The sequence below is a fragment of the Glycomyces sp. NPDC047010 genome (genome assembly GCF_040644205.1).
In the GTDB taxonomy this organism is placed as follows: Bacteria; Actinomycetota; Actinomycetes; order Mycobacteriales; family Micromonosporaceae; genus Glycomyces.
In genome coordinates this window covers 441,222-463,717 of the sequence record NZ_JBEYVY010000002.1, presented here as the reverse complement: position 1 = coordinate 463,717, position 22,496 = coordinate 441,222, and the positions used below count along the sequence as shown (strand labels likewise).

Annotated in this window: 24 protein-coding genes; 9 read left to right on the top strand and 15 right to left on the bottom strand. The window is 71.8% G+C overall.

Going from position 1 to position 22,496, the window contains the following annotated elements:
- The first annotated feature begins 12 nt into the window (after positions 1 to 12).
- From AB0A65_RS05690 to AB0A65_RS05675, 4 genes are all read left to right on the top strand, one after another.
- Positions 13 to 1,254, top strand: a complete 1,242-nt coding sequence (locus AB0A65_RS05690) for an arginine deiminase (RefSeq protein WP_359946771.1) — start codon at positions 13 to 15, stop codon at positions 1,252 to 1,254.
- A gap of 100 nt (positions 1,255 to 1,354) precedes the next feature.
- Complete coding sequence (locus tag AB0A65_RS05685) at positions 1,355 to 2,236, top strand: sigma-70 family RNA polymerase sigma factor (RefSeq protein ID WP_359946769.1); 882 nt, start codon at positions 1,355 to 1,357, stop codon at positions 2,234 to 2,236.
- A gap of 79 nt (positions 2,237 to 2,315) precedes the next feature.
- On the top strand, positions 2,316 to 2,810 hold the full coding sequence (locus AB0A65_RS05680; RefSeq protein ID WP_359946766.1) for a DUF2975 domain-containing protein: 495 nt from the start codon (positions 2,316 to 2,318) through the stop codon (positions 2,808 to 2,810).
- Positions 2,810 to 3,022 carry a helix-turn-helix transcriptional regulator gene (locus tag AB0A65_RS05675; RefSeq protein WP_359946764.1) on the top strand — a complete coding sequence of 71 codons (213 nt, stop codon included), beginning with the start codon at positions 2,810 to 2,812 and terminating at the stop codon, positions 3,020 to 3,022. The genes AB0A65_RS05680 and AB0A65_RS05675 overlap by 1 nt, the downstream gene beginning before the upstream one ends.
- A 50-nt stretch (positions 3,023 to 3,072) precedes the next feature.
- On the opposite strand, the gene AB0A65_RS05670 is transcribed toward AB0A65_RS05675, so the two are convergent.
- Entirely contained in the window at positions 3,073 to 3,864 is a 792-nt protein-coding gene (locus AB0A65_RS05670) for an aldo/keto reductase (RefSeq protein WP_359947206.1), read from the bottom strand.
- A 162-nt stretch (positions 3,865 to 4,026) separates the two neighbouring features.
- Between AB0A65_RS05670 and AB0A65_RS05665 the strand changes: the two genes are divergently transcribed.
- Positions 4,027 to 4,497: a rhodanese-like domain-containing protein gene (locus AB0A65_RS05665; RefSeq protein ID WP_359946762.1), complete on the top strand. Its 471-nt coding sequence runs from the start codon at positions 4,027 to 4,029 to the stop codon at positions 4,495 to 4,497.
- A gap of 63 nt (positions 4,498 to 4,560) precedes the next feature.
- Here the strand turns inward: AB0A65_RS05665 and AB0A65_RS05660 are convergent, their stop codons facing one another.
- From AB0A65_RS05660 to AB0A65_RS05645, 4 genes are all read right to left on the bottom strand, one after another.
- Positions 4,561 to 5,334: a hypothetical protein gene (locus tag AB0A65_RS05660; RefSeq protein ID WP_359946760.1), complete on the bottom strand. Its 774-nt coding sequence runs from the start codon at positions 5,332 to 5,334 to the stop codon at positions 4,561 to 4,563.
- Entirely contained in the window at positions 5,334 to 5,876 is a 543-nt protein-coding gene (locus AB0A65_RS05655) for a SigE family RNA polymerase sigma factor (protein ID WP_359946757.1), read from the bottom strand. The genes AB0A65_RS05660 and AB0A65_RS05655 overlap by 1 nt, the downstream gene beginning before the upstream one ends.
- Positions 5,877 to 6,217: 341 nt before the next feature.
- Positions 6,218 to 7,501 carry a glycosyltransferase gene (locus AB0A65_RS05650; RefSeq protein ID WP_359946754.1) on the bottom strand — a complete coding sequence of 428 codons (1,284 nt, stop codon included), beginning with the start codon at positions 7,499 to 7,501 and terminating at the stop codon, positions 6,218 to 6,220.
- A complete protein-coding gene (locus AB0A65_RS05645; RefSeq protein WP_359946751.1) occupies positions 7,498 to 9,771 on the bottom strand; it encodes a glycoside hydrolase domain-containing protein in 2,274 nt (757 codons plus the stop codon). The genes AB0A65_RS05650 and AB0A65_RS05645 overlap by 4 nt, the downstream gene beginning before the upstream one ends.
- Before the next feature lie 257 nt (positions 9,772 to 10,028).
- Between AB0A65_RS05645 and AB0A65_RS05640 the strand changes: the two genes are divergently transcribed.
- The 3 genes from AB0A65_RS05640 (at position 10,029) to AB0A65_RS05630 (ending at position 12,782) form a co-directional block, all read left to right on the top strand.
- Positions 10,029 to 11,099, top strand: a complete 1,071-nt coding sequence (locus tag AB0A65_RS05640) for a hypothetical protein (RefSeq protein WP_359946748.1) — start codon at positions 10,029 to 10,031, stop codon at positions 11,097 to 11,099.
- Between the two features lie 84 nt (positions 11,100 to 11,183).
- Positions 11,184 to 12,164: an LD-carboxypeptidase gene (locus tag AB0A65_RS05635; RefSeq protein WP_359946745.1), complete on the top strand. Its 981-nt coding sequence runs from the start codon at positions 11,184 to 11,186 to the stop codon at positions 12,162 to 12,164.
- Between the two features lie 87 nt (positions 12,165 to 12,251).
- Positions 12,252 to 12,782: a GNAT family N-acetyltransferase gene (locus tag AB0A65_RS05630; protein WP_359946742.1), complete on the top strand. Its 531-nt coding sequence runs from the start codon at positions 12,252 to 12,254 to the stop codon at positions 12,780 to 12,782.
- Between the two features lie 33 nt (positions 12,783 to 12,815).
- Here the strand turns inward: AB0A65_RS05630 and AB0A65_RS05625 are convergent, their stop codons facing one another.
- The 5 genes from AB0A65_RS05625 to tsaD all read right to left on the bottom strand — a co-directional run bounded on the left by AB0A65_RS05625 (position 12,816) and on the right by tsaD (position 17,001).
- Positions 12,816 to 13,382, bottom strand: a complete 567-nt coding sequence (locus tag AB0A65_RS05625; RefSeq protein ID WP_359946739.1) for a dihydrofolate reductase family protein — start codon at positions 13,380 to 13,382, stop codon at positions 12,816 to 12,818.
- 112 nt (positions 13,383 to 13,494) lie between these two features.
- Positions 13,495 to 14,517, bottom strand: a complete 1,023-nt coding sequence (locus tag AB0A65_RS05620; protein ID WP_359946736.1) for an endonuclease/exonuclease/phosphatase family protein — start codon at positions 14,515 to 14,517, stop codon at positions 13,495 to 13,497.
- A gap of 11 nt (positions 14,518 to 14,528) precedes the next feature.
- Positions 14,529 to 15,305 carry a hypothetical protein gene (locus tag AB0A65_RS05615; RefSeq protein ID WP_359946734.1) on the bottom strand — a complete coding sequence of 259 codons (777 nt, stop codon included), beginning with the start codon at positions 15,303 to 15,305 and terminating at the stop codon, positions 14,529 to 14,531.
- 35 nt (positions 15,306 to 15,340) lie between these two features.
- A complete protein-coding gene (locus AB0A65_RS05610; RefSeq protein WP_359946731.1) occupies positions 15,341 to 15,904 on the bottom strand; it encodes a DUF664 domain-containing protein in 564 nt (187 codons plus the stop codon).
- Positions 15,905 to 15,942: 38 nt separating this feature from the next.
- The gene (gene tsaD / locus AB0A65_RS05605; protein ID WP_359946728.1) at positions 15,943 to 17,001 is read right to left on the bottom strand and encodes a tRNA (adenosine(37)-N6)-threonylcarbamoyltransferase complex transferase subunit TsaD; all 1,059 of its coding nucleotides are present in this window, start codon (positions 16,999 to 17,001) and stop codon (positions 15,943 to 15,945) included.
- Between the two features lie 104 nt (positions 17,002 to 17,105).
- On the opposite strand from tsaD, the gene AB0A65_RS05600 reads away from it, so the two are divergent.
- On the top strand, positions 17,106 to 18,308 hold the full coding sequence (locus tag AB0A65_RS05600; protein ID WP_359946725.1) for an RNA-guided endonuclease TnpB family protein: 1,203 nt from the start codon (positions 17,106 to 17,108) through the stop codon (positions 18,306 to 18,308).
- Here the strand turns inward: AB0A65_RS05600 and rimI are convergent.
- Genes rimI through alr form a run of 5 tightly spaced genes read right to left on the bottom strand, consistent with a single transcriptional unit; the run spans position 18,305 to position 22,468 of the window.
- Positions 18,305 to 18,796 (bottom strand): ribosomal protein S18-alanine N-acetyltransferase, encoded by a 492-nt coding sequence (gene rimI, locus AB0A65_RS05595; RefSeq protein ID WP_359946722.1) that lies wholly within the window; start codon positions 18,794 to 18,796, stop codon positions 18,305 to 18,307. The genes AB0A65_RS05600 and rimI overlap by 4 nt on opposite strands.
- A 33-nt stretch (positions 18,797 to 18,829) precedes the next feature.
- A complete protein-coding gene (gene tsaB, locus AB0A65_RS05590) occupies positions 18,830 to 19,522 on the bottom strand; it encodes a tRNA (adenosine(37)-N6)-threonylcarbamoyltransferase complex dimerization subunit type 1 TsaB (protein ID WP_359946719.1) in 693 nt (230 codons plus the stop codon).
- Positions 19,519 to 19,995, bottom strand: a complete 477-nt coding sequence (gene tsaE / locus AB0A65_RS05585) for a tRNA (adenosine(37)-N6)-threonylcarbamoyltransferase complex ATPase subunit type 1 TsaE (protein WP_359946716.1) — start codon at positions 19,993 to 19,995, stop codon at positions 19,519 to 19,521. The genes tsaB and tsaE overlap by 4 nt, the downstream gene beginning before the upstream one ends.
- A gap of 49 nt (positions 19,996 to 20,044) precedes the next feature.
- On the bottom strand, positions 20,045 to 21,241 hold the full coding sequence (locus tag AB0A65_RS05580) for an alpha/beta hydrolase (RefSeq protein WP_359946713.1): 1,197 nt from the start codon (positions 21,239 to 21,241) through the stop codon (positions 20,045 to 20,047).
- 60 nt (positions 21,242 to 21,301) lie between these two features.
- On the bottom strand, positions 21,302 to 22,468 hold the full coding sequence (gene alr / locus AB0A65_RS05575) for an alanine racemase (RefSeq protein WP_359947203.1): 1,167 nt from the start codon (positions 22,466 to 22,468) through the stop codon (positions 21,302 to 21,304).
- Between the last annotated feature and the right edge of the window lie 28 nt (positions 22,469 to 22,496).

Here is a 22,496-nt window from a genome sequence, read left to right as displayed (position 1 = left end):
AAGGGAGAGAACATGACCGAGGGATACGGCGTCCACTCCGAGGTGGGCCGGCTGCGGAAGGTCCTCGTGTGCCGGCCGGGCCTGGCGCACCGGCGGCTCACGCCGACGAACGCGGACGGGCTGCTGTTCGACGACGTCATGTGGGTGGAGAACGCGCAGCGCGACCACCTCGACTTCGTGAACAAGATGCGGGCGCGGGGCGTCGAGGTCGTGGAGCTGCACGACCTCCTCGCGGCCACTGTCGCGGACCCGGCGGCCCGGTCGTGGCTGCTGGACCGGAAGATCACCGCGAACGAGGTGGGCCTGGGGCTCATCGAGCCGACCCGCGTGTACCTGGAGTCGCTGAGCCCGGAGTCGCTCGCGGAGTTCCTCATCGGCGGCCTGTCGACCGCGGACCTCCCGGAGGACCTGCGACCGCCGTACCTCGCGCTCGCGCGGGAGTCGACGGGCGTGCGCGAGTACCTGATGCCGCCGCTGCCGAACACCCTGTACACGCGCGACACGACGTGCTGGCTGTACGGCGGGGTCACGCTGAACCCGCTGTACTGGCCCGCGCGGCGCGACGAGACGCTGCTGATGAAGGCCGTGTACACGTTCCATCCGGAGTTCACGGGCTCGACGGTGTGGTGGGGCGACCCGGACGAGGCGTGGGGGCAGGCGACGTTCGAGGGCGGCGACATCATGCCGGTGGGGAACGGCGTGGTGCTCATGGGCATGAGCGAGCGCACCTCCCGGCAGGCGATCACGCAGGTGGCGCGGGCGCTGTTCGCGCGGGGCGCGGCCGAGCGGGTCGTGGTGGCGGGCATGCCGAAGCTGCGCTCGGCGATGCACCTGGACACGGTGTTCACGTTCGCGGACCGCGACGTGGTGACCCTGTACCCGCAGATCATGGACTCGGTGCACACGTTCTCGCTGTACCCGGCGGACCGGGAGCCGGGCCTGGAGCTGGTCGACCACGGCACGGCCGCGTTCACCGACATCGTCGCCTCGGCGCTGGGCCTGCCGGGCCTGCGGGTCATCGAGACCGGCGGCGACGTGTACGCCTCCGAACGGCAGCAGTGGGACTCGGGGAACAACGCGGTCGCACTGGAGCCGGGCGTGGTCATGACGTACGACCGGAACACGCAGACGAACACGCTGCTGCGCAAGGCCGGGATCGAGGTCATCACGATCGTCGGCGCGGAGCTGGGACGCGGGCGCGGCGGCGGGCACTGCATGACCTGCCCGATCGTCCGCGACCCCGTGGACTTCTGAACCGGCGGCGGTGACGGGGGGCACATCGTCCCCGCGGCGGTCACGTTCGGGTCCAGGATTGCGTCATACCGGTGACCGCACTTCGGGGAAGGGACCGGACATGACCGACGACCAGTGGCTCGCACGCCGCTTCGACGAGGACCGCCCGCGGCTGGAGGCCGTCGCGTTCCGGATGCTCGGCTCCTCCGGCGAGGCCGAGGACGCCGTCCAGGAGGCGTGGTTCCGGCTCGCCACCGCCGACGCCGACCGCATCGAGAACCTGAGCGGGTGGCTGACCACGGTCGTCGGGCGGGTGTGCCTGGACCAGCTGCGGCGCCGCAAGTCCCGGGCCGAGCAGCCGATCCCCGAGGCCGGGCCCGAGCAGAACGCGCTGCCGAGCCTCACGGGCGCGCCGGTGGACCCGGAGTCGTCGGCGGTCATGGCCGACTCGGTGGGCCTGGCGCTGCTGGTGGTCCTGGAGACCCTCGAACCGGCCGAGCGGCTCGCGTTCGTCCTGCACGACATGTTCGGCGTCCCGTTCACGGAGATCGCCCAGATCGTGGACCGGACCCCCACGGCCGCAAGGAAGCTCGCGAGCCGGGCCCGCGGCCGGGTGCGGGGCACCGGCGAGCCGGAGCACCGCGACGCGGCCCGGCAGCGGGCCGTCGTGGAGGCGTTCATGTCCGCGGCGAAGGAGGGCAACTTCGACGCGCTCGTGTCGGTGCTCGACCCCGACGTCACGCTGCGGACCGACGCGGCCGAGGTCGGCACCATCCTGCGCGGCGCGGCCACGATCGCGGGCGGCGCGATGACCTTCGCGGCCATGGCCTCCCAGGCGCAGCTGGTCCTCGTGGACGGCAAGATCGGCGCGGTCTCCTCGATCCCCGACATGCCCACGCGGGTCCTGGTGTTCACGATCGAGGACGGCCGGATCACGGCCATGGAGGGCATCACCGACGCGGCCACGATCCGCGGCATGGAGCTGACGCTCCTCGAAGACTGAGCCTCCCGGAATCGTGCCGTCCATCGATTCTCGATCAGTATCTATTGACTTTCGATAGATACCGATCGAGAATCGATGCATGAACGCATTCCTCATCCTCATGCTCCGGCTGGCTCTGGTCACGGCCTTCCTGTTCGGGCTGTTCGGGCAGATCTTCATCGCGCCGAACTCGCTGGTCGACGAAATCGACTTCATGTACAGCTCGGACTTCATCCCCGTGCTGCTCACCGCCGCGATCGTCGGCGTCGCGCTCGTCCAGGTCGTGCTCGTCGCGGGCTGGATGCTCCTCGACATGATCGCCGCGGACTCGATCTTCAGCGACCGCGCGTTCCGGTGGGTCGATGTCATCATCGCGGCCACCATCGCCGCGACGCTCCTCTCCGCCGGGGTCTTCTGCTACGTCTTCGTGTCCGACAGCAACGGGACGGCCGACGAGATGGCCCTGCTCGGCGGCCTCGGCTCGCTCCTGGTGTGCGGCGCCGCGGGCACCTCGTTCGCGATGCTCATGGTCATCATGCGCGGGCTCCTGCGCAAGGCCACCCAGCTCCAGTCCGAGATGGCAGAGGTCATCTGATGGCCATCGTCGTGGACATCGACCTGCTGCTGGCCAAGCGCGGGATGTCCGTGGGGGAGTTCGCCGAGGCGGTGGGGATCAGCCCCGCGAACGTCGCGGTCCTCAAGAACGGGCGCGCGAAGGCCGTGCGGTTCTCCACGCTCGAAGCGATCTGCCGGGTCCTCGACTGCCAGCCCGGCGACGTGCTCCGCTTCGTCCCCGAACCCGAATAGCGGACGGCGGCACCGGAAACCGGTGCCGCCGTTCGCCGTTCGCTCTCCGCCTAGTGCCCGAACTCGTCGGAGTCAGCCGCGGCGCCCTCGCCGCGGTCCAGGCCCGACAGGGCCGCCACGTCGGCCGCTTCCAGCTCGAACCCGAACACGTCGAGGTTCTGCTCCAGCCGCTCCGTGTTCGAGGACTTCACCGCCACCGAGAGGCCCAGCTCCAGGTGCCAGCGCAGCACGATCTGCCCCGGCGTCCTCCCGTACTTCTCCGCCAGCTCGACGACCAGGGGGTCCTTGCGGACCTCGCCGCCCTCGCCGCCGATCGGGGACCAGGACTGGGTGGCGATGCCCTTCGCGGCGTCGTAGGCGCGGGTCTCGTCGCGGGTGGTGAAGGGGCTCAACTGGATCTGGTTGACGTCGGGCACGACGCCGGTGGCGTCGATGATCCGGTCGAGGTGCGCGGGCTTGAAGTTCGAGGTGCCGATGGCCTTGACGCGGCCGGATTCGAGCAGCCGGGCGAGGCCCTGCCACGCCTCGGTGTACTTGCCGTGCTGCGGATTGGGCCAGTGGATGAGCAGCAGGTCGAGGTAGTCGAGGCCGAGGAGGTCGAGGCGGCGCTCGGCGGCCTCGGCGGCGAGGTCGACGCCGTGCCATTCGCGGTTGAACTTGGTGGTGACGAACAGGTCCTCGCGGGCGACGCCGGAGACTTTGAGGCCCAGGCCGACGCCGCGCTCGTTGCGGTAGTTCTCGGCGGTGTCGACGAGGCGGTAGCCGAGGCCGATCGCCTCGGCGACGACCCGCTCGGCCTCGGCGTCGTCCATGGGCCAGGTGCCCAGGCCCAGGCGCGGCATGGCGGCGCCGTGGACGAGGTCGACCGTGGGTGCGGTGGGAGCCACGATTGCGTCCCTCTCTCATCGGGTGCGGTTCGGCGTCTACGCTACCTCCCGTCCCGACAGGTGGCGGAGTTTGTACCGGTGCAAAAAACCGTTTGTACCGGCATTTAGATTCGGGGCATGGGAACGAATGAGAACGCCGTGCTGCGCGTGCCCCCGGCCTCCCCCGCCGACGCGCTCGCCCACTTCACCGGCCTGCTGGCCTTCAGCACCGACGTCTCCGACGTGTTCGCCGCCTCCGGCGCGGATGACCCCGGCTTCACGCTCGTGGACACCCGCGGCGCGGCCGCCTGGTTCCAGGGCCGCGTCCCCGGCGCCGTGCACCTCCCGACCGACGACATCGCCTCCCGTGCAGCGGAACTCGTCGACCCGTCGAAGCCGGTGGTCGTCTACTGCTGGGGCCCGGGCTGCAACGGCGCCTACCGCGCCGCGATCGAGTTCGCGAAGCTCGGCTACCGGGTGAAGTACATGATGGGCGGCTTCGAGTACTGGTCCCGCGAGGGCCTCCCCGTCGAGACCGACGCCGGCGTCGAACGCGGCCGCCCCGACCCCCTGACGGCCCCGTCGAGCGGCCTCGCCTGCGACTGCTGACCGCGGATTTCGGGGGCGGGACCGGTCGCCGGTCCCGCCCCCGCTCTGGGGTTGCCGGGCCGGCTAGAAGCCGCCTTCGAGGACGCCGGTCTCGCCGTCCTCGCCGGTGGCGGTGACCGTGAAGGAGTCGGCGTCGCCGCTGCGCGGACCCCCGTTGGGGTCGAACTGGCCCGCGAGCGTGTACTCGTTCCCGGCGGGGACGACCGCGCCGTCCTTCAGCGTCCAGCGCAGGACCGCGTATCCGTCCTCGCTGGTGTAGACGGCCTCGGTGAAGAGGTTGTCGTCGGTGGTCCACGAGTCGAGGTAGGCGAGGCCGTCGCCTTCGGCGAGGCGCAGCTCCACTTCGAGGCCGGTGAGGGCCGTGTCGGAGCGGAACTTCACGGTCGACTGGGTGAAGTAGTCGGTGTTGTTGGCGTCGATCGCGCCCTCGGACCACAGCCAGTCGGGCTGCTCGGGCGTCTCCTCGGTCTCGGTGCCGCCTTCGGCGCTGCTGCCGGAGCCGGAGGGCCCGTCGGGGGAGGACTCCTCGCTCGTGTCGTCCTGGGACGCTTCGGACTCGGAGGTCTGGGCGCCGGGGCCGGCGGCGGGCGGGGCCGGGTCGGGGTCGGCGGAAGGACCGGCGCCCTGGGTCAGTCCGAAGAGGACGACGCCGCCGATGAGGACGACGGCCGCGCCGGTGGCCATCGCCAGGTGCGGGACGCGCCAGCGCGCGCGTTCGGGTGCGGTGGCGGCGCCGCGGGGGGCGCGCATGCCTTCGGCGACGCGGGTCCACATGCGGTCGGAGTCGGGCTCGAACTCCTCGGCGTGGACGCGGAGCCGGTCGGCGGGGTCGCTCATCACGCCACCCCCTTGGTGACCTGCGCCCATGCGGGGCCGTCGGGTGCGGGTCCGAGGAGGCGGCGGAGGTCGGCGAGGCCCTTGGAGGTCTGGGACTTGACGGTGCCGACGGAGACGCCGAGGGCGTCGGCGGTCTCGCGTTCGGAGAGCCCGAGGGAGTGGCGCAGGACGACGCAGGCGCGGCGGCGCAGGGGGAGCCGGTCGAGGGCGGCGCGCACGTCGATGACGGCGGCGGTGTCGGGGCCGTCGGCGGTCTCGGTGGGCTTCTGCCAGAAGAGGGTGTTGCGGCGGCGTTCGCGCACGGCGGCGCGGATGCGGGCCTTGGCGAGGTTGGCGACGATGCCGCGGGCGTAGGCGATCTGCGAGCGGGCGCGGCGGGCCTGGTCCCATTGGCGCCAGACGGCGAGCATGGCGTCGGCGGCGATGTCCTCCGCTGCGGTGCGCTCGCCGATGAGCATCCACGCGAAGCGCGCGAGCTCGGCGTGGTGCCGCTCGAAGAAGGCGCGGAAGGCGTCCTCGTCGAGTGCAGCGGGGACGTCCAACGGGGGCCTTCCGGTCGCATTGCGGGGAGGCGATTCTAGCAGCAGGACCGTGACCTCCTCACGTTCCGTTGCACGACAGGCGCAGGCACCCCCGGTGCCCGCGCCTGTCGATCTCCCATGGCAGGAAGCCCATCCGTGGAACCAGCGGAGTCGTTACGGGCGCGCCATGGCGGGGGTGGTGGTGAAAGTCGGTGAGGACATCGCGGCCCGTCCCTCCGGTAGATGTTCGGTGCGGCGGAGCCGGGTTGCCGCACCGTCATCCAGTTGCCGCGGACGCCCCGAAGGTTGCCGCGGTTTCGAGTTTTTCTCGAACTTTCTGCGGCGGGCGGTCCGGGTGCAGGTCAGCCGATGGGCGCGGGGGCGGTGAGGCCGGTGAAGAGGTTGTCGAAGACGGCGGTGCGGTCGAAGCGCATCGCGTGGGCGCGGGCGCGCGCGGCCCATTCGGCGCGTTCGGGGCCGTCCATGGCGACGGCGAAGTCGATCGCGGCGGCGAGGGCCTCGGGGTCGGCGGCGGGCACTTCGATCGCGTTGTCCCCCACGGCTTCGGGGATGCCGCCGGTGCCGGTGGTGATGACGGGGCCGCCTCCGGCGAGCATCTTCTCGACGAGGGCGATGCCGAACGTCTCGACGAACTCGGGGCGCGGCTTCGACGGCAGCGCGTAGGCGGCGCAGCCGTTCATGAGCAGCGGCTTCTCCTCGTCGGAGACGTCGGTGAGGAACACGATCCGGTCGTCCCCGGCGGCGAGGGCCTTCGTGTCCGCGAGGGCCGGGCCGGTCCCCGCGATGACGAGCCGGTGGGTGCGGGAGGCGAGGGACGCGCGGTAGGCGGTGATGAGGTCGTCGGCGCCTTTCGCGGCGGCGACGCGGGAGAGGAACAGGACGTACCCGTCGCGGCGGAGCCCGCGGGCGGCGAGCGCCGCATCGACGGCGGACGGGTCGAGGCCGGTGTAGGCGGAGGCGTCGACGGCCGGGTAGGAGACCTGGACGCGGGCGGCGACCTCCTCGGCGAAGCGGGTGCCGAGGGCCCGGTCCACCTGCGCCGCCTCCTCTTGGATGAGGTCCTTCGTGTACTGGGACACGGCGACGCACCGGTCGTTGGCGAGGTAGGTGGTGAACAGGGCGGCGGCCGCGCCGAGCTCGCCGCGTTCGAGGCAGCCGCGCACGACGTTCGTGATGTCGGAGCCCACGGCCTCGGCGATGGTGGTGACGTCCGCGCCGAGGCCCGCGGCGCGGACCGAGCGGAGGGCGTCGACGACGGCGTTCGCGTGCGGCGACAGGTACATCGACATGCACACGGTGGGCACGCCGTCGGTGAACAGCTCCACGAGGCGGCCGGTCATGCCGAGGAGGTGGCGCCCGTCGGGGACGCGGTAGTCCCCGACGGGTCCGGGCCGCTCGACGGTGATGCCCTCCGAGTAGGGGAGGAGCTCGTCGAGCGGTTTGAGCGGCAGTCCCGCGGCCTTCAGCGTGTCGATCGGCCAGGTCACGATGCGCACGTCGTCGAAGCCGCGGGTGAGGGCGACTTCGGCGAGGCCGCGGGCCTCGGTGGCGTGGCCGCACACGACCGGGTCGGCGCGGACGACGATGACGAGGCGGCGCTGCGGGCCGCGGGACTGCTCGGTCACGGTAGGAACTCCTGGATGCGGGCTCCGGCGTCCCGAGCATGGTCGGCACGGTCGGAGGCGGACGGCGGGCGCGTCTTCGTCGCCCAGTCGGAGGGTTCGGGCCCGAGCTCGATCTCCAGGCGACCGCCGCCGTGCAGCTGGTTGCCGGTGATGAAGCTCTGGTCCAGGGGCTTGCCGTCGAAGCGCGCGGACTGGACGTACCGCGGGGCCGTCCCGTGCGCGTCCGCGCCGATGCCGGTCTCGGCGTGCCCGGTGGTGACCAGCTCGAAGTCGTTGCCGCCGAAGCGGAGCCGCGCCTCGGCGAACGCGGGCGCGTTGACGAGGAACAGGTTCTGGCCGGCGACGGGGAACAGGCCCAGCGACGCCCACACGTACCACGAGGACAGCGCCCCGGAGTCGTCGTTGCCGACGAGCCCGCCGCGGCCGGTCCCGAACTGGTACGACAGGGCCGCGTGCACGACCTCGGCGGTCCGGTCGGGCCGCCCGGCGTAGTGGTAGGCCCACGGGGCCTCCATGTCGGGCTCGTTGTTCAGGCCCTCGAACCGGTTCAGGTCCAGGCCCATCGCGAACTCGGTGCCGAACGGCGGCACCCCGAGCTGCACGGCCGGGTCGGCGCCGTACCCGAAGAACCGGTCGAGGACCGCGGTGAACTCGCGGTCGCCCCCGGCGAGGCCGATGCGGGCGGCCATGTCGTGGAGGAGCCGGAACGAGTAGTTCCAGCGCCCGCCCTCGTAGAAGCTGGAGTCGCGCAGGAGCCCGTCGGGGCCGAACGCGTTGACCCAGCCCTTGGCCTTGGCCTCCAGCTCGTCGGCGAGCTTGAGGTCCCCGAGGCCGCGGGCGAGGACCGCAGTGCACCAGTAGCCGGTGGCGAGGTCGAGGGTGTGGCTGATCGGGTGGACGACGCCGCGTTCGGTGTAGTCCTCGCCGTAGCCGCGCCGCAGGTCGTCCTGCATGTGGACGAGCGCCCAGTCCCATTCGGGCCCTTCGAGTCCCAGCTGGTACCCGTCGGCGAGCACGGTGTGCGCGAGCGCGGACGCCTGCCGGAAGAACCGGTCGGAGCCGCGCGCCATCCGGTACCCGATCGGGAGGTTCCCCTCCTCCTCGGCGATCCGCACGATCGCCTCCAGCATGTCCGCGCCCTTGGCCGGGTTCAGGGCCGTGAGCAGCGGGAACTGGGTCTTGTACATGTCCCACATCGTCGCGATGTCGAACACGAAGGGCCCCTTGGAGGGCCAGAACGGACTCTCGTCCTGCGCGAAGCACGGCTTGATGAGCGAGTGGTACAGGCTCGTCGCGAACACGGTCCGGCGCTCGGGGGTGCCTCCCTGGACCTCGACCTGCGAGAAGTAGTCGGACCAGGCATCCTGAGTGTCCGCGAGGGCCGCGTCGAACCCGGCCTGCCCGGGGAGGGCCTGCTCCAGGTTCCGCTTCGCCTGCTCTGTGCCGCGCATGGAGAAGCCCATGCGGATCTCCACGACCTGCCCGGCCCTGGTGGGGCCCATGAACATGAGGCCGAACGGGCGCAGCGTGGTGCGGCGGATGTAGTCGAAGTCGAGGCGGGTGCCGCCGTCGACGCGGCGCCGGTCGTACCAGACGAGCTGGCGCCAGCCGGGCGCGTCGGTGTCGATGTAGACCGAGAGCGGGATGCCCTCCATGACGACGGTGCCCTGCGCGCTGCCCTGCCCGAGGCTCTCGATGCCGGCGCGCAGCGGGACCGTGGTGCCGTGCTCGATCGCGAGGCCGCCGTACGAGAAGTCCACGACCACGCGGGACGAGGACGACTCGGGGAACGTGTACCGGTGGACGGCGGTCTTCGCGCCGACGGTGAGCTCGCAGCGGATCCCGTTCTCCAGGGTCGCGGCGTAGTAGCCGGGCGCGGCCTCCTCGTCGCGCAGGCGCCAGCGGTTCCCGAGCGAGTCGAGCGGCTCGACCATCGGGGTGACGCGGAAGTAGTTGTAGTACTTGCGGATCGCGCCCGTGCCGGACTGCTGGAAGTGGGTGAACCCGCTGGCGAGGTACTCGTCGTACATCGGCTCGGGAGCGCCCTCCTTGGAGATGCCGTAGAGGCCGTAGCCGGTCGGGTAGGCGCCGGAGCACGCGCACGCGGAGACCATCCCGAGCGGGTAGCAGGCGCCCGGGTGGGTGTTCCCCACCTGGGCCTTCGGCCACCACCAAGCGGCGGCCAGCCCCTGCGCCGCGGGCAGATCGGTAGCGGCAGTACCGATGAACGGGTCCACGCTGTCCAAGATGCGACTGAGATTAGAGCTCATTCGTCACATCCTCGTTACGGCGCGATGAACGCGCAAGCGTTCATGCGCACTTCGTCCAAGGTCAGCCTCTGCGACACCGCCGGTGCACTGTCGGACCCTCCGGGCACTATGGATTCGGGGGGCGCTCGCGATGCCCGATTTGCGAAGAACCGCCGAGGCGCTCCCGATCCCCGCCCGGCGCGGTAAGGCAGGCCCTACCGTCCATTCGGCGGCCCACGTCAGTGTGCGGCAACGCGATCCGAAATAGCGTTCTATGCATGAGCACAACCCTCGCCGCCCACCGCCGCCCCACCGTCGCCGACCGCGCCGCCGGTGCCGGGATCGCCCTCACCGGCGGGGACCGCCGCTGGCACCGACCCCTGCTGGTCCTCGGGATCGCGTGCGGGGTCGTCGCGCTCGCGTCGCTCGCCGCGATGCCCTTCGACGACCGCACCATCCTGGGCGAGAGCGTCTGGGTCAAGTCCTTCAAGTTCGGGTTCTCCTTCTTCACCTACTGCCTGTCGCTCGCCTGGCTCCTGTCGCACATGACGAAGCTGCGGCGCACCGGCTGGGCCTTCGGGACCCTGTTCGCGGTCATCAGCGCCGCCGAGGTCGGCGTGATCGTCGCCGCCGCCGCGATGGGCACGTTCAGCCACTTCAACGCCTCCGACGACGCGTTCAACCAGGTCGTCCAGATGGCCTTCCAATTCGTGCCGGTCATGTTCCTCGCCAACGTGGTCATCGCGGTCCTGGTCCTGTTCCAGCGCATCGGGGACCGCGCCGTCACGGCCGTGATCCGGTGGGGCCTGCTGCTGTCGAGCCTCGGCATGTTCGCGGCGTTCTTCATCGTCACCGTCGGCGGCCAGGGCCAGCGCACCCAGGTCGACGCCAACGGCGCCGAGGTCCCGCTCAACGCCGGGCACGGCGTCGGCGACCTGGACGGCAACGGCATGTTCCTCACCGGCTGGTCCACCACCGGCGGCGACATGCGCGTCGCCCACTTCATCGGCCTGCACGGCATCCAGGTCCTCATCGGCGTCGGGATGCTGCTCGCTTTCCTTCAAATGAGGCAGAGCCTGGCGGCCCGCAATGCGTGGCTGCGCGACGACCGGGTCCGCGCCACCGTCGTCCGCTGGACCGCCGCCGGGTACCTCGGGGTGTTCGGCACGGCCGCATGGCAGGCCGTGCGCGGCCAGTCGTTCGCCTCCCCCGACGCGGCCTCGCTCGCCGCCTACGGCGCGGCCGTCCTCGTCGCGGTCGCCGGCATCGGGTTCACCGTGGCCCGGGCCCGCCGGGCCGGGACCACCGAAGCCGAGGTCGCCGAAGACCGGGTGCTCGAACTGAGATAACGCTTGCTTCCAGGCATTGCCTCGGGCCGGGACCGCCGTTAGGCTGGTCCCGGCCCCGACCCGTCCCCCAGGAGAGGCACCAGCATGGAACCCTTGCGCCCCAAGCGGCTGCACCCCGGCGACACCGTCGCCATCGCGGCCTTGTCCGGCCCGCGCAGCGCCCACCGCACCGAGGAGCTCGACGGCGCGGTCGACGTCCTCGAACAGCTCGGGTTCCGGGTCCGCGTCACGCCCCTCCTCACCTCCGGCGGGCACCGGTTCTGGCGCGCGGCCGCCCCCGCCGAGCAGGCCGCCGAACTGAACGCGCTCCTGGCCGACCCCGAGGTCCGGGCGATCATCCCGTTCGCGGGCGGCAACGCGACCTCCGCGTACCTCGACCGCATCGACTACGACGCGGTCCGCCGCGACCCGAAGCCGCTCCTCGGCTTCAGCGACATCACCGCGCTCCACCTCGCCCTGCACTCGCAGACCGGCCTGGTCGGCATGCACGCCGACTTCGCGCCCGGCCTGAGCGGCCGCTTCTGGTCCGGGGCGACTCCGGAACGGCACGCCGAGATCCGCGACCTCCTCTTCGGGCTCCTCACCGGCGATCTCGCCGAGGTCCGGCTTCCGGCCGACAAGCCTTGGGAGACATGGAAACCCGGACAGGCCACGGGCCGCCTCGTCGGGGGGCTGCTCGACCGGCTCATCAACGTCCAGGCGTCCCCGTACGCGCTCGCGCCCGAGACCTGGGACGGCGCCGTGTTCTTCTGGGAGGACGTGGGCCGCAACCTCGGGCACGTGTGGAACCAGCTCCACGTGCTGCGGATGCAGGGCGTCTTCGACCGGACCTCGGCGATGGTCGTGGGCATCCCCGCCGGGATCTCCGACCGCGACCTCCCCGACGGGACGCTCGCCGGTGTCAAGGACGTCGTGCTCGACGTGCTCGGCGACTACGGATTCCCCGTCCTCGCGGGAGTCGACTTCGGACATACCGGCCCGAATCTGCCGATGCCCATCGGGGCACTGGCCTCCGTCGACGCCACCGCGCAAGAGCTGCGGCTGCTGGAGTCGCCGGTCGCCTAGACACTTCTTGCACGAACGGGTTGCGTTCGCAATTCCGGGCCCCTAAGCGGTTGCTTTCTTGTGGACCTTCGGGCACGGTTGGTAGACATGAGGATCCGAACGGCCACCCCCGCCGACGCAGACGAGATGGTTCAGGTCCGCACCGCTTCCTGGCGCGCGGCCTACGACGGCCTGGTCGGCGCCGACGTGCTGGCCGGGCTCCCCGAAGAGGCCTCCGAACGCTACGTGCGCTACCTCGCGCGCAAGCGCCCGCTCGAAACCGAGTTCGTGGCCGAGAAGGGCCCCTACGTGATCGGGTTCGCCTCGTTCACCTTCGACCACGACGAGGCCGACGACGACAACGCCGGACCCGGCGTCCCCGGGGAGGTCCAGTCGATCTACGTCCACCCCGACCACTGGAGCCGCGGCGCGGGCCGGGCCCTCATGAACGAGGGCGTGCGGTGGCTCGCCGAGCAGGGGTTCTCGCCGGTGCGGGTGTGGATGATGGAGGGCAGTGCGATCAGCCGCCGCTTCTACGAGCGGTACGGCTTCGAGCTCGACGGCGCCCGCAAGACCGTCGAGATGAGCGGCGCGACGCTCCCCTGTGAACGGTTGACGCTCAAGACCGGGGCCGCCTGAAGGCGGCCCGGCCCCGCGCCATTGGTCACTCGCTCAGCGAACGACGTCGAAGACCTGCTTCTGGATGCCGTTGGCGTACGCCTCGTACTCCACGAGGTCGAGCTTCACTGCGTCCTGGTCGGCCTCGCTGAACAGGCGCTTTCCGGCGCCGAGGAGCACGGGGAACACCAGCAGGTGGTAGCGGTCGACCAGCCCGGCGTCGGCGAGGCTCTTCCCGAGGGTGGCGCTGCCGTGCACCGAGATCGGGCCGCCCTCGGTCTCCTTGAGCGCGGCGACCTCGTCGATGGAGCGGAGGATCGTGGCGGGCCAGCGCTCGTCCTGCTCCTTGAGGGTGGTCGACACGACGTACCGGGGCATGGCGTTGTACCCGGCGAACTCCTCGGTCATCTGGGGCCAGGCGGGCGCGAACGCCTCGTAGGAGACGCGGCCGAGCAGGAGCGCCCCGGCCTCGTCCTGCTCGCGGGACTTGAGCTCGTAGGCGTCGGGGAGGAACTCGACGTCCTTGAAGGTCCAGCCGGAGTTGCGGTAGCCGGCCTCTCCGCCGGGGGCCTCCATGACGCCGTCGAGGGAGACGAACGCGGTGACGATGATCTGGCGCATGATGCGGTTCCTTTCGCTGAGTGGATGGTCGCTCCCCCACTATGACGAGGGCCCCCGACAGGATTCATCGCAAACCTGAAATCCACTTCAGGAAGCAAGGCAGGGAGCCTGGTCAGGGGAGGCGGAGGGTGGCGAGGACGGGTGCGTGGTCGCTGCCGTCCTTGGCGAGGACCGCGAAGTCGAGGACGGCCACGCCGTCTTCGGCGAGCACGTGGTCGAGGGTGACGGCGGGCGGGCGCACGCGCCCGTTCAGGTAGCCGCCCTCGATGGGCCGCCAGGTCGGGGCGAGACCCTGGCCGGTGGCGTCGGCGGCGTCGCTGTAGCCGTCGGCGAGGAGGCCGCGCATGTTGTCGTGGTCGAGGGTGGCGTTGAAGTCCCCGGCGAGCACCCACGGGGCGCCGCCGTCGGGGCGCGGGATCTGCTCGAAGTCCTCCTCCCACAACGGGATCCGCTCGGGGGTGGCCGGGGCGGCGGTGTGCACGGCCATGAACCTGACGGATTCGCCGCCGAGGTCGACCTCGGCGCCGATCTGGTAGAAGATCCCGTCCCGGCCCATGGTCTCGATGCGCTCCATGGGGTGCGCCGAGTAGAGGCCGGTGCCCACGGCGAGCTCGTCGGGTTCGAGGATCGAGTAGGGGAGCAGCTCCTCCAGGCCGAGAGCGGCGAGCCCCTCGGCGGCGCCGGGGGTGAGCTCCTGGACGCTGAGCAGGTCGGGCTCGTGCTCCTCAACGAGCTCGACGACCTTCCCGAGGTCGGTCTGGCCGACGTAGAGGTTCACGGACATGACGGTGAACTCCGCGCCGCCCGCCGACGGCTGCTCATCGGCGACCGTGCGCGGGACGAGGACGACGGCGAGCGCGACGACAGCGGCGCCGGTGACCGCGAGCGCGGCCCAGTGCCGCACGGCCGCTTGCACACCGGCGGCCGCGAGGGCCGCGACGGCGAAGTACGGCACGAACGCGACGGTGGTGACCAGCACCCACCCGGTCTCCAACCCCAGCAGCCGGATCAGCGTGTACGCGACCACTCCCGCGGTCCCGACCCACGACAGCCCCCGCAGCCACCGCGAACGCCACCAGCGGCGCCGGTCGGCCTCAGGCTCTTCGGCCACTTCGGTCACATCGGTGTCGGTCATGGCACCGGAGCCTAGCGTCCACCGTCCACACGCAGCAGCTCGAAGCGGGGCCGGACGGCGGCGGCGAGGGGCTCCAGGTCGGCGCCGGTGTACGGGTCGAGCAGGGCCGCAAGGGCTTCGATCGCGCCGTGGAGCGCGGGCCGGGTGAGGTCGGCGGGGTGGGTCGCGGCGACGCCGTGCGGGGCGGGGGCGTCGGCGTTCTCGACGGTGACGGCGCCGAACGCGGGGTAGGTGAGGCCGAGGTCGGCGGCGTGGAGGCGCCACAGCTGGTCGCGGGCCTCGGTGAGCGACCCGAGGGCGCGCCAGGGGCGGCCGCGGCTCGCGTGGCGGGCGGCGTCGCCGAGGGCGATCCACGCGAGGAACGCCCACTCGCGGCGCGCGCCGTCGTCGGGGGTCCAGCGGGCCGGGTCGATCGGCTCGGCGAGGCGCCCGGACTTGTCGGCGACCGCGGTCGACTGCGGGGCGAGGCCGTTGCGGGCGGCGGCGTCGAAGACGACGAGGGAGAGCTGGCGGCCGTCGCGGTAGACGCAGACGAGGTGGGTGAGGTCGCCGAGCCGCTGGGCGAGGGTCGCGGCGGGCGGCGCGAAGCCGGTGGCGGCGTCGAGTGCGGCGGCGATGCGCGGGTCGTCCTCGGTGAGGCCGGGGACGCCGATCCCGGCGTCGACGTCGGAGAGCGCGTCGCCCGCGCCGCGGCCGAGGGACCCGCCGAGTTCGACCCAGTCGACCCAGTCGGTGCCCTCGGCCCAGGCGCGCAGCGCCGCGACGATCTGGTGCGGGTCGGGTTCCACAGGCGGTCCTCCTTGACCCGCAACGGTACCCGCCGTCAGGACTCGGGGGTCCAGTCCTCGGGCGGGTCTTCTCCCACGCGGCCGTCGACGGCTTCGCGGAGGAGGTCGGCGTGGCCGGTGTGGCGGCCGTACTCCTCGATGAGGTCGCAGACGATGCGGCGGACGGAGAAGTGGCCGCGGCCGGGCCATTCCCAGTGGGCCTCCTGGTCGAGGCCGCCGTCAGAGGTGATGGCGGCCAAGCGCTCGCGGGAGCGGGCGACCGCGGCGTCGTACAGGCCGTACAGGTACTCGGGGCTGTCGGTGGCGGCGGTGGAGAACTCCCAGTCGTCGGTGTCGTCGAGCGGCGCGGAGACCCAGGGCTCGCCGGGGGACTCGCCGCGCATCTTCCACGCGAACGTGATGTCCTCGACGCGCGCGAGGTGCTTGAGCAACCCGCCGATGGTGAGGCTGGACGCGCCGATCCGCTGGTTCAGGCCGTCGGCGTCGAGGCCGTCGGCCTTCCAGCGGAAGGTGGTGCGGAGGCGTTCGAGCATGGCGAGCAGGTGCTCGGACTCGGTGCCGGCGAGCGGCGGCTCCCAGGAAGGGCTGTTGTCGGTCATGCCGGATACGGTAGCGGCGGGGACCGACAGGCGGGCCCTTACAGGGAGTTGGCGAGGCTCACGATCTCGACGTCCATCGACGAGTTCGCGGGGAAGTCGATGCGGGAGGGCGCGACGCCCGCGGCGACGAGGTGCGAGCCGAGGGCGGCGACCATGGCGCCGTTGTCGGTGCACAGCTTCGGGCGCGGGTAGCGGAGCGTCAGGCCCGCCTTCTCGGCGCGCTCGGCGGCGAGGCCGCGCAGGCGCGAGTTGGCCGCGACGCCGCCGCCGAGGAGGATCGTCTCGACGCCGTGCTCCTTCGCGGCGAGGATCGCCTTGCGGGTGAGCACGTCGCAGACGGCCTCCTGGAACGCGGCCGCGACGTCGTTCACGGGGATGTCCTCGCCGTCGGCGCGGCGCGCCTCGATCCAGCGGGCGACCGCGGTCTTGAGCCCCGAGAACGAGAAGTCGTAGCGGTGCTTCTCCTGGTCCTTCGCGGCGGAGAGGCCGCGCGGGAACTCCACGAACGCCCGGTCGCCCTCTTTCGCGGCCCGGTCGATGTAGGGGCCGCCGGGGAACGGCAGGCCCAGCAGGCGCGCGACCTTGTCGAACGCCTCGCCCGCGGCGTCGTCGATGCTGGCGCCGAGCTGCACGACCTTCCCGGCGAGGTCCTCGACCATCATGATCGTGGAGTGGCCGCCGGAGACGAGGAGGCCGATCGCGGGCTCGGGGATCGGCCCGTTCTCCAGGGTGTCCACGGCGATGTGCGCGGACAGGTGGTTGACGCCGTAGAGGGGGACGCCGGTGGCGATCGAGTACGCCTTCGCGGCGCCGACGCCGACCATGAGCGCCCCGGCCAGGCCCGGCCCGGCGGTGACGGCGATGCCGTCGAGGTCGCCGAGGGTCAGCCCGGCGTCGTCGAGGGCGCGCTGCACGGTGGGCACCATGGCCTCCAGGTGCGCGCGGCTCGCGACCTCGGGCACGACGCCGCCGAAGCGGGCGTGCTCGTCGACCGAGGACGCGATCGCGTCGGCCAGCAGCTCGTGGCCGCGCACGATCCCCACACCGGTCTCGTCGCACGACGTCTCGATGCCCATCACCACAGGTTCAGTCTTCATCTGGCCTCCTAGAGCTAGTTTCGGCACTGGGGCCGGAGAAACGTTCGAGCCCGCGCGCGAGCCCTTCTTTTACATCTGGTCGACTGCTGCGTAAAATAGACGGCATGCGCTTGGCGTACAAGTGTCGGGCCTATCCCGACCCTGAGCAGGCGGCGATGTTGGCCCGCACGTTCGGATGTGTACGCGTGGTCTGGAACAGGACGCTGACCGAGCGCCATCGCGCCTGGCATGTCGACGGCCGGGGGACCACCTATCGTGAAACCGATGCGGCGCTGACGGCTTGGAAGAAGACCGAGGACCTCGCCTTCTTGAACGAGGTCTCCAGTGTCCCGCTCCAGCAGTCCCTGCGGCACCAACATGCCGCGTTCGCGAACTTCTTTGCCGGGCGGGCGAAGTACCCGCGGTTGAAGAGAAGATCCTCCCGGCAGTCCGCGCACTACACACGGTCGGCGTTCCGCATGCACGACGGGGAGCTGCGCTTGGCGAAGACCACCGCGCCGTTGAGATTCGTCTGGTCCTTCGACGGCGTCGCGCTGGCTGAGCTCGCCCCGACCACTGTCATCGTCTCCCGCGATCCCGACGGTCGCTGGTTCGTGACCTTCGCCGTCGAAGCCGACGACCCCGAACCGGAACCGGAGACCGGCCGGGCGATCGGCATCGACTTGGGGGTCAAGGAATTCGCGGTCATGAGCGACGGAGCACGCGTCGCGGCACCGCGCTGCCTGGAGCGCAAAGCCAGGAATCTCGCCCGCTACCAGCGACGCATGGCCCGCTGCAAGAGAGGCTCGGCGAACCGCCGCAAGGCCAAGCAGAAGGTCGCCCGCGCCCATCGCAGGATCCGCAACTCCCGCTCCGATTTCCTGCACAAGACCTCGACACGCATCGTCCGCGGCAATGACCTCATTGCCGTCGAGGACCTCAATGTCAACGGCATGGTCAAGAACCACAGGCTCGCCCGACCGATCAGCGATGCCGCCTGGGGCGAGTTCCGGCGCATGCTCGAATACAAGGCCGAACGGGCCGGCCGTATCCTCGCGGTGGTCGACCGCTGGTACCCCTCGTCGAAGACCTGCTCGCACTGCGGGCACCTGCTCGACAGGCTCGACCTGTCGACCCGGGCATGGCGATGCCCCTCCTGCCGCACCCGGCACGACCGGGACGTCAATGCGGCCAAGAACATTCTTGCGGCTGGTCGAGTCGCAGCCGGGCAGCCGCCCGGCGATGCCTGCGGAGCTGATGTCAGACGGCAAGGGTCCTCCCTTCCGCAATCGGCGATGAAACAGGAACCGTCCCGGGCGCAAGCCTAGGAAATCTCCTCCCCGTAGGGGGGAGAGGAAAGCCAAAGGTCCATCCTCATCACGGCGGCATCGGTGCCGGTGTGCTGGTAGTAGTTGCGGCGGACGCCGATGCCGTAGAAGCCGTAGCCGTCGTACAGGCGCTGGGCCGGGACGTTGTCGACCGCGACCTCCAGGAACACCGACTTCGCGCCGCCCGCGCGGGCGCGCGCGAGCAGGTCGTCCATGAGCATCGTGGCGACGCCGCGGCGCCGGTAGCCGCCGTCCACGGCGATGTTGTTGATCCACGCCTCGTTGTCGCTGAACGCGGTCCCCGCGTACCCCGCGATCCGGTCGCCGGAGGAGCGGTCGAACACGGCCCGGTAGTCGTGCCCGGCCGCGAGCTCGGACCACAGCAGGCCCTCGCTCCACGCCTCGGGCCCGAAGATCGCGGTCTCCATGCGGGCCATCGCGGTCAGGTGCCACCACCGGACCCGGCCGATCAGCAGCTCGGTGTTCATCACGTCAAGCTGTACCACGCCGCGGCAGGTACGTCACTTCGTGCCCGCGGGCTGAGCGTCCGCGGGCGGGGGCACGACGTCCTTCGCGGGCTGCGCGTCGGGACGGCGCAGGTACAGCGGCGTCAGCTTCTCGGTCGGCGCGTCCGCGAGCAGCCGCGGCGCGGCCAGCTCCACGAGCTTCACCAGGTCCGGGTAGGCCGCGCCGGTCTCGGCGGGCACCGCCAGCTCGGCCGCGTACTTCGCCGCGCCCTCGCCGATCGCGTAGTCCGCGCGCGTCTCCGGAAGGTCCGCGGGCTTGCCGACCTGCGGTTCGCCTTCGCGCACGCCGTCCTCGTAGACCGCCCAGTAGATCTCCTTGCGGCGCGCGTCGGTCGCCACGAGGGCCCGGCCGCGCGTGTTCCCGCCGATCGCGTCGAGCGAGCACACGCCGTACACCGGGATGCCGGCCCCGTCGGCGAACGCCGCCGCGGTGACCATCCCGACCCGCAGGCCCGTGAACGGGCCCGGGCCGACGCCCGCGACGACCGCGTCCACGTCCTCCACGGTGCGCCCCGCGTCCGCGAGGCACGCCTCGATGAACGGGCCGAGCTTCTCCACGTGCCCGCGGCCGTCGATCTCGCGGCGGAACGAGGTCAGGAACAGCTCCGGCTCGAACGCCGGGCCGTCGAGGTCGACCAGTGCGGCCTGGACCGCGCTCGTGGAGGTGTCGAGGGCGAGGACTCTCATGCGGCGGCGCCGACGGGCAGGCCCAGGGACGCGAGGCGCGCGGCCCAGTCGCCGCCGTGCGCGTGCAGGACCGCCTCGCGGACCTCGTCCGCGCGCCGGTCGATCGCGATCTCCAGGTACGAGTCGGCGAGGCGCTCGGCCAGGCCCGCACCCCACTCGACCACGGTCACGGCCGCGTCCACGTCGGTGTCCAGGTCCAGGTCGTCGAGCTCGTCGAGGGTCTCCAGGCGGTACGCGTCCACGTGCACCAGCGGCACGCCCGCCCCGCCAGCGCGGTGCGTCCGCGCGATCACGAACGTGGGGCTGGTGATGCGCCCCTCCACGCCGAGGCCGGCGCCGACGCCCTGCGTCAGCGCGGTCTTCCCGGCCCCGAGCGGGCCGGTGAGGATCACGAGGTCGCCCGGTCGCAGGACCGCGGCGAGGCGCAGCCCGAACTCGTGGGTGTCTTCGGCCGTCTGGAGCGTCAGCCTCACGTCTCACTCCTCAATGTCAATGTGTCGCAACCGGTGTCGATTGCCCGGGCTAGTCCCGGCGGTGCCCGTGGGAGAACGGCGCCCAGCGGCGGTGCCGCCCCCGCTCGCCCTCCGGCGGCGCGGCCGCCCGAGGCGGCGGACCGTCACCGATCTCCGCCGCGGCTTTGTCGATCATCTCCAACAACAGTTGTGAGATCTCACCAGGATACTCCAGCTGCGGCGAATGCCCCGCCTCGGCTATGAGCTCCAGTCGCGACCCGGGCAGCGCCTCGGCGAGCCGCTGCGAGTGCCCCGGCGGCGTCAGCGGGTCCCCGTCCCCCACCGCGACGAGGATCGGCAGCCCCTTGAACTGCGGCAGGACCGCCGTCGCGTCGTGGTCGAGGATAGCGCGCGCATAGCCCACGATCGACTGGATGGACGTGCGCCGGTTCATCCGCTCCACCAGCGTCACGATCGACCCCGGCGGGTTCGGCGACCGGAACGCCGCCTTGCGCGTCAAGAGCCACCCCAGGTCCCCCGCGAGCAGCCGCGACCGGTCGATCAGGTCCGGCGTCCACCCCGCGACCTGCTGGAGCATCGGCAGCACGGTCCGCCGCAGCCGCCGCAGCGCCCGCATCGGCTTTGTCTCCACCGTGTCCAGGCCCGCCGCCGACGTCGACAGGAACGCCACGCCCTTCACCCGCTCCCGGAACTCCTCCGGGTACAGGCGGGCGTACTGCATGATCGTCATCCCACCCATCGAGTGCCCCACCAGCACCAGCGGCCCGTGCGGCGCCGCCTCCTCCAGCACGTCGTGCAGGATCTCCGCCAGGTCCTCGATCGAGTACTCCGTGCGCACCAGGCCCCCGGACCGGCCGTGCCCCGGCTGGTCGTACAGCACCGCCCGCAGCCGCACCCCGCCGCGCACGGCATCGGCGATGGCCTTGCGCTGGAAGTAGAACGTCCCCATGTCCTGCATGTAGCCGTGGATGAGGACCACCGTCAGGCCCGCGTCCTCCGGCCCCGCGGTCTCCACGTGCACCGACGCGCCGTCCCGCGTCTCCACCGTCCGCACCGAGTTCACCGGCGGCATCTCGAACGGCTCGTTCGCGTACGGGTCCGCCGACGACGCCCGCGTGCGCCGCGCCAGGTACCGCGGCACCCCGTACGCCAGCGCCGCGCCCACCGCGACCCCGCCGGTGACGCCTCCGGCGATCGCCCAGCCGCGCGCCCGCCGCCCACCGCGGCCCGATTGCCTCTCGCTCATGCGACCTCACTGCACACTCAACGGGCCCAAGGGGTCCAAAGGGTCAAGGGAAGGAAGAACCTAGTCGAGGCCCCGGTTCCACAACCGGGGGATGCGGGCGCCCAGGCCCGTGAGCACGTCGTTCGGGATGGTCCCGGCCCACGCCGCCCAGTCGTCCGCGTCCGGGTGCTGCGCGCCCGCGCCGATGAGGACCACCGGCTCCCCGGGCTTCACCGGGTCGTCGCCGCAGTCCACGGTGAACTGGTCCATGCAGATCCGCCCGATGACGCGGCGGCGCTTCCCCGCGAGGTACACCTCCGCCTTGTTGGAGGCGGCCCGCGGGATCCCGTCGGCGTACCCGAGCGGCACCAGCGCCACGTTCGTGTCGCGTTCGAGGACGTGCGTGTGGCCGTAGGAGATCCCCGACCCGGCCGGGAGGCGCTTGACGCTCATGACCTGGCTGCGGACCTCGACAACGGGCTTCAGGTCAACTGGGAAGTCCGGGACCGGGTTGTACCCGTAGAGCGCGATGCCCGGCCGGACCATGTCGTACCGGGTCTCCGGATCGGCGATGAGGGCCGCAGAGTTCGCGAGGTGACGCACCTCCGGGGCCAGGCCCGCCGCGGCCACGGCCGCGAGGAACCGCTCGAACGCGGCCTTCTGCAACGCGTTCGCGGGGTGCCCGATCTCGTCGGCGCACGCCAGGTGGCTCCAGGCGCCCGCGACGACGACCGACCCGGCCGCCTGGTGCTTCGCGGCGGCCTCCGCCGCGAGCTCCCACTCGTGCTCGGCGACGCCGCCCCGCGACATGCCGGTGTCGCCCTTGAGGTGGACGCGCGCGGGCGTCCCGGCCTTGTCCCCCGCCGCGGCGGCCGCTTCGAGCTGCGCGAGCGAGGAGACGCCGAGGTCGATCCCGGCGGCCACGACCTCGGCGAGGCCGGGCTGCTCAGGCGCGAAGAAGAACGCCATCACGGGAGTGGATGCGAGGCCGTTGGACTGCCGGAGCTGCCATGCCTCTCTGAGGGTCACGACGCCGAGCCGGTCGGCCCCGGCCTCGGCGGCGACGCGCGCCGCCGGGACCATGCCGTGGCCGTACGCGTCGGCCTTGACCATCGCCATCATCGGGACGCCCGCGACGCGCGCGAGCGCCTCGACGTTGTGCGCGAGCCGCCGCCAGTCCGCGCTGGCCTTCGCCAGTCCGGACATGCCGCCGTTCACCGGCTCGGTCAGGATGCGGTAGTTGTCCATCGCCACGGCTCAAGGGTACGTGGCCGCG

Excerpts from the sequence above, each read along its gene's own strand:
- AB0A65_RS05690 (WP_359946771.1), top strand. The coding sequence starts at position 13 with ATGACCGAGGGATACGGCGTCCACTCCGAGGTGGGCCGGCTGCGGAAG.
- AB0A65_RS05685 (WP_359946769.1), top strand. The coding sequence starts at position 1,355 with ATGACCGACGACCAGTGGCTCGCACGCCGCTTCGACGAGGACCGCCCG.
- AB0A65_RS05680 (WP_359946766.1), top strand. The coding sequence starts at position 2,316 with ATGAACGCATTCCTCATCCTCATGCTCCGGCTGGCTCTGGTCACGGCC.
- AB0A65_RS05675 (WP_359946764.1), top strand. The coding sequence starts at position 2,810 with ATGGCCATCGTCGTGGACATCGACCTGCTGCTGGCCAAGCGCGGGATG.
- AB0A65_RS05670 (WP_359947206.1), bottom strand. The coding sequence starts at position 3,864 with ATGCCGCGCCTGGGCCTGGGCACCTGGCCCATGGACGACGCCGAGGCC.
- AB0A65_RS05665 (WP_359946762.1), top strand. The coding sequence starts at position 4,027 with ATGGGAACGAATGAGAACGCCGTGCTGCGCGTGCCCCCGGCCTCCCCC.
- AB0A65_RS05660 (WP_359946760.1), bottom strand. The coding sequence starts at position 5,334 with ATGAGCGACCCCGCCGACCGGCTCCGCGTCCACGCCGAGGAGTTCGAG.
- AB0A65_RS05645 (WP_359946751.1), bottom strand. The coding sequence starts at position 9,771 with ATGAGCTCTAATCTCAGTCGCATCTTGGACAGCGTGGACCCGTTCATC.
- AB0A65_RS05640 (WP_359946748.1), top strand. The coding sequence starts at position 10,029 with ATGAGCACAACCCTCGCCGCCCACCGCCGCCCCACCGTCGCCGACCGC.
- AB0A65_RS05635 (WP_359946745.1), top strand. The coding sequence starts at position 11,184 with ATGGAACCCTTGCGCCCCAAGCGGCTGCACCCCGGCGACACCGTCGCC.
- AB0A65_RS05630 (WP_359946742.1), top strand. The coding sequence starts at position 12,252 with ATGAGGATCCGAACGGCCACCCCCGCCGACGCAGACGAGATGGTTCAG.
- AB0A65_RS05625 (WP_359946739.1), bottom strand. The coding sequence starts at position 13,382 with ATGCGCCAGATCATCGTCACCGCGTTCGTCTCCCTCGACGGCGTCATG.
- AB0A65_RS05620 (WP_359946736.1), bottom strand. The coding sequence starts at position 14,517 with ATGACCGACACCGATGTGACCGAAGTGGCCGAAGAGCCTGAGGCCGAC.
- AB0A65_RS05610 (WP_359946731.1), bottom strand. The coding sequence starts at position 15,904 with ATGACCGACAACAGCCCTTCCTGGGAGCCGCCGCTCGCCGGCACCGAG.
- tsaD (WP_359946728.1), bottom strand. The coding sequence starts at position 17,001 with ATGAAGACTGAACCTGTGGTGATGGGCATCGAGACGTCGTGCGACGAG.
- AB0A65_RS05600 (WP_359946725.1), top strand. The coding sequence starts at position 17,106 with ATGCGCTTGGCGTACAAGTGTCGGGCCTATCCCGACCCTGAGCAGGCG.
- rimI (WP_359946722.1), bottom strand. The coding sequence starts at position 18,796 with ATGAACACCGAGCTGCTGATCGGCCGGGTCCGGTGGTGGCACCTGACC.
- tsaB (WP_359946719.1), bottom strand. The coding sequence starts at position 19,522 with ATGAGAGTCCTCGCCCTCGACACCTCCACGAGCGCGGTCCAGGCCGCA.
- AB0A65_RS05580 (WP_359946713.1), bottom strand. The coding sequence starts at position 21,241 with ATGAGCGAGAGGCAATCGGGCCGCGGTGGGCGGCGGGCGCGCGGCTGG.
- alr (WP_359947203.1), bottom strand. The coding sequence starts at position 22,468 with ATGGACAACTACCGCATCCTGACCGAGCCGGTGAACGGCGGCATGTCC.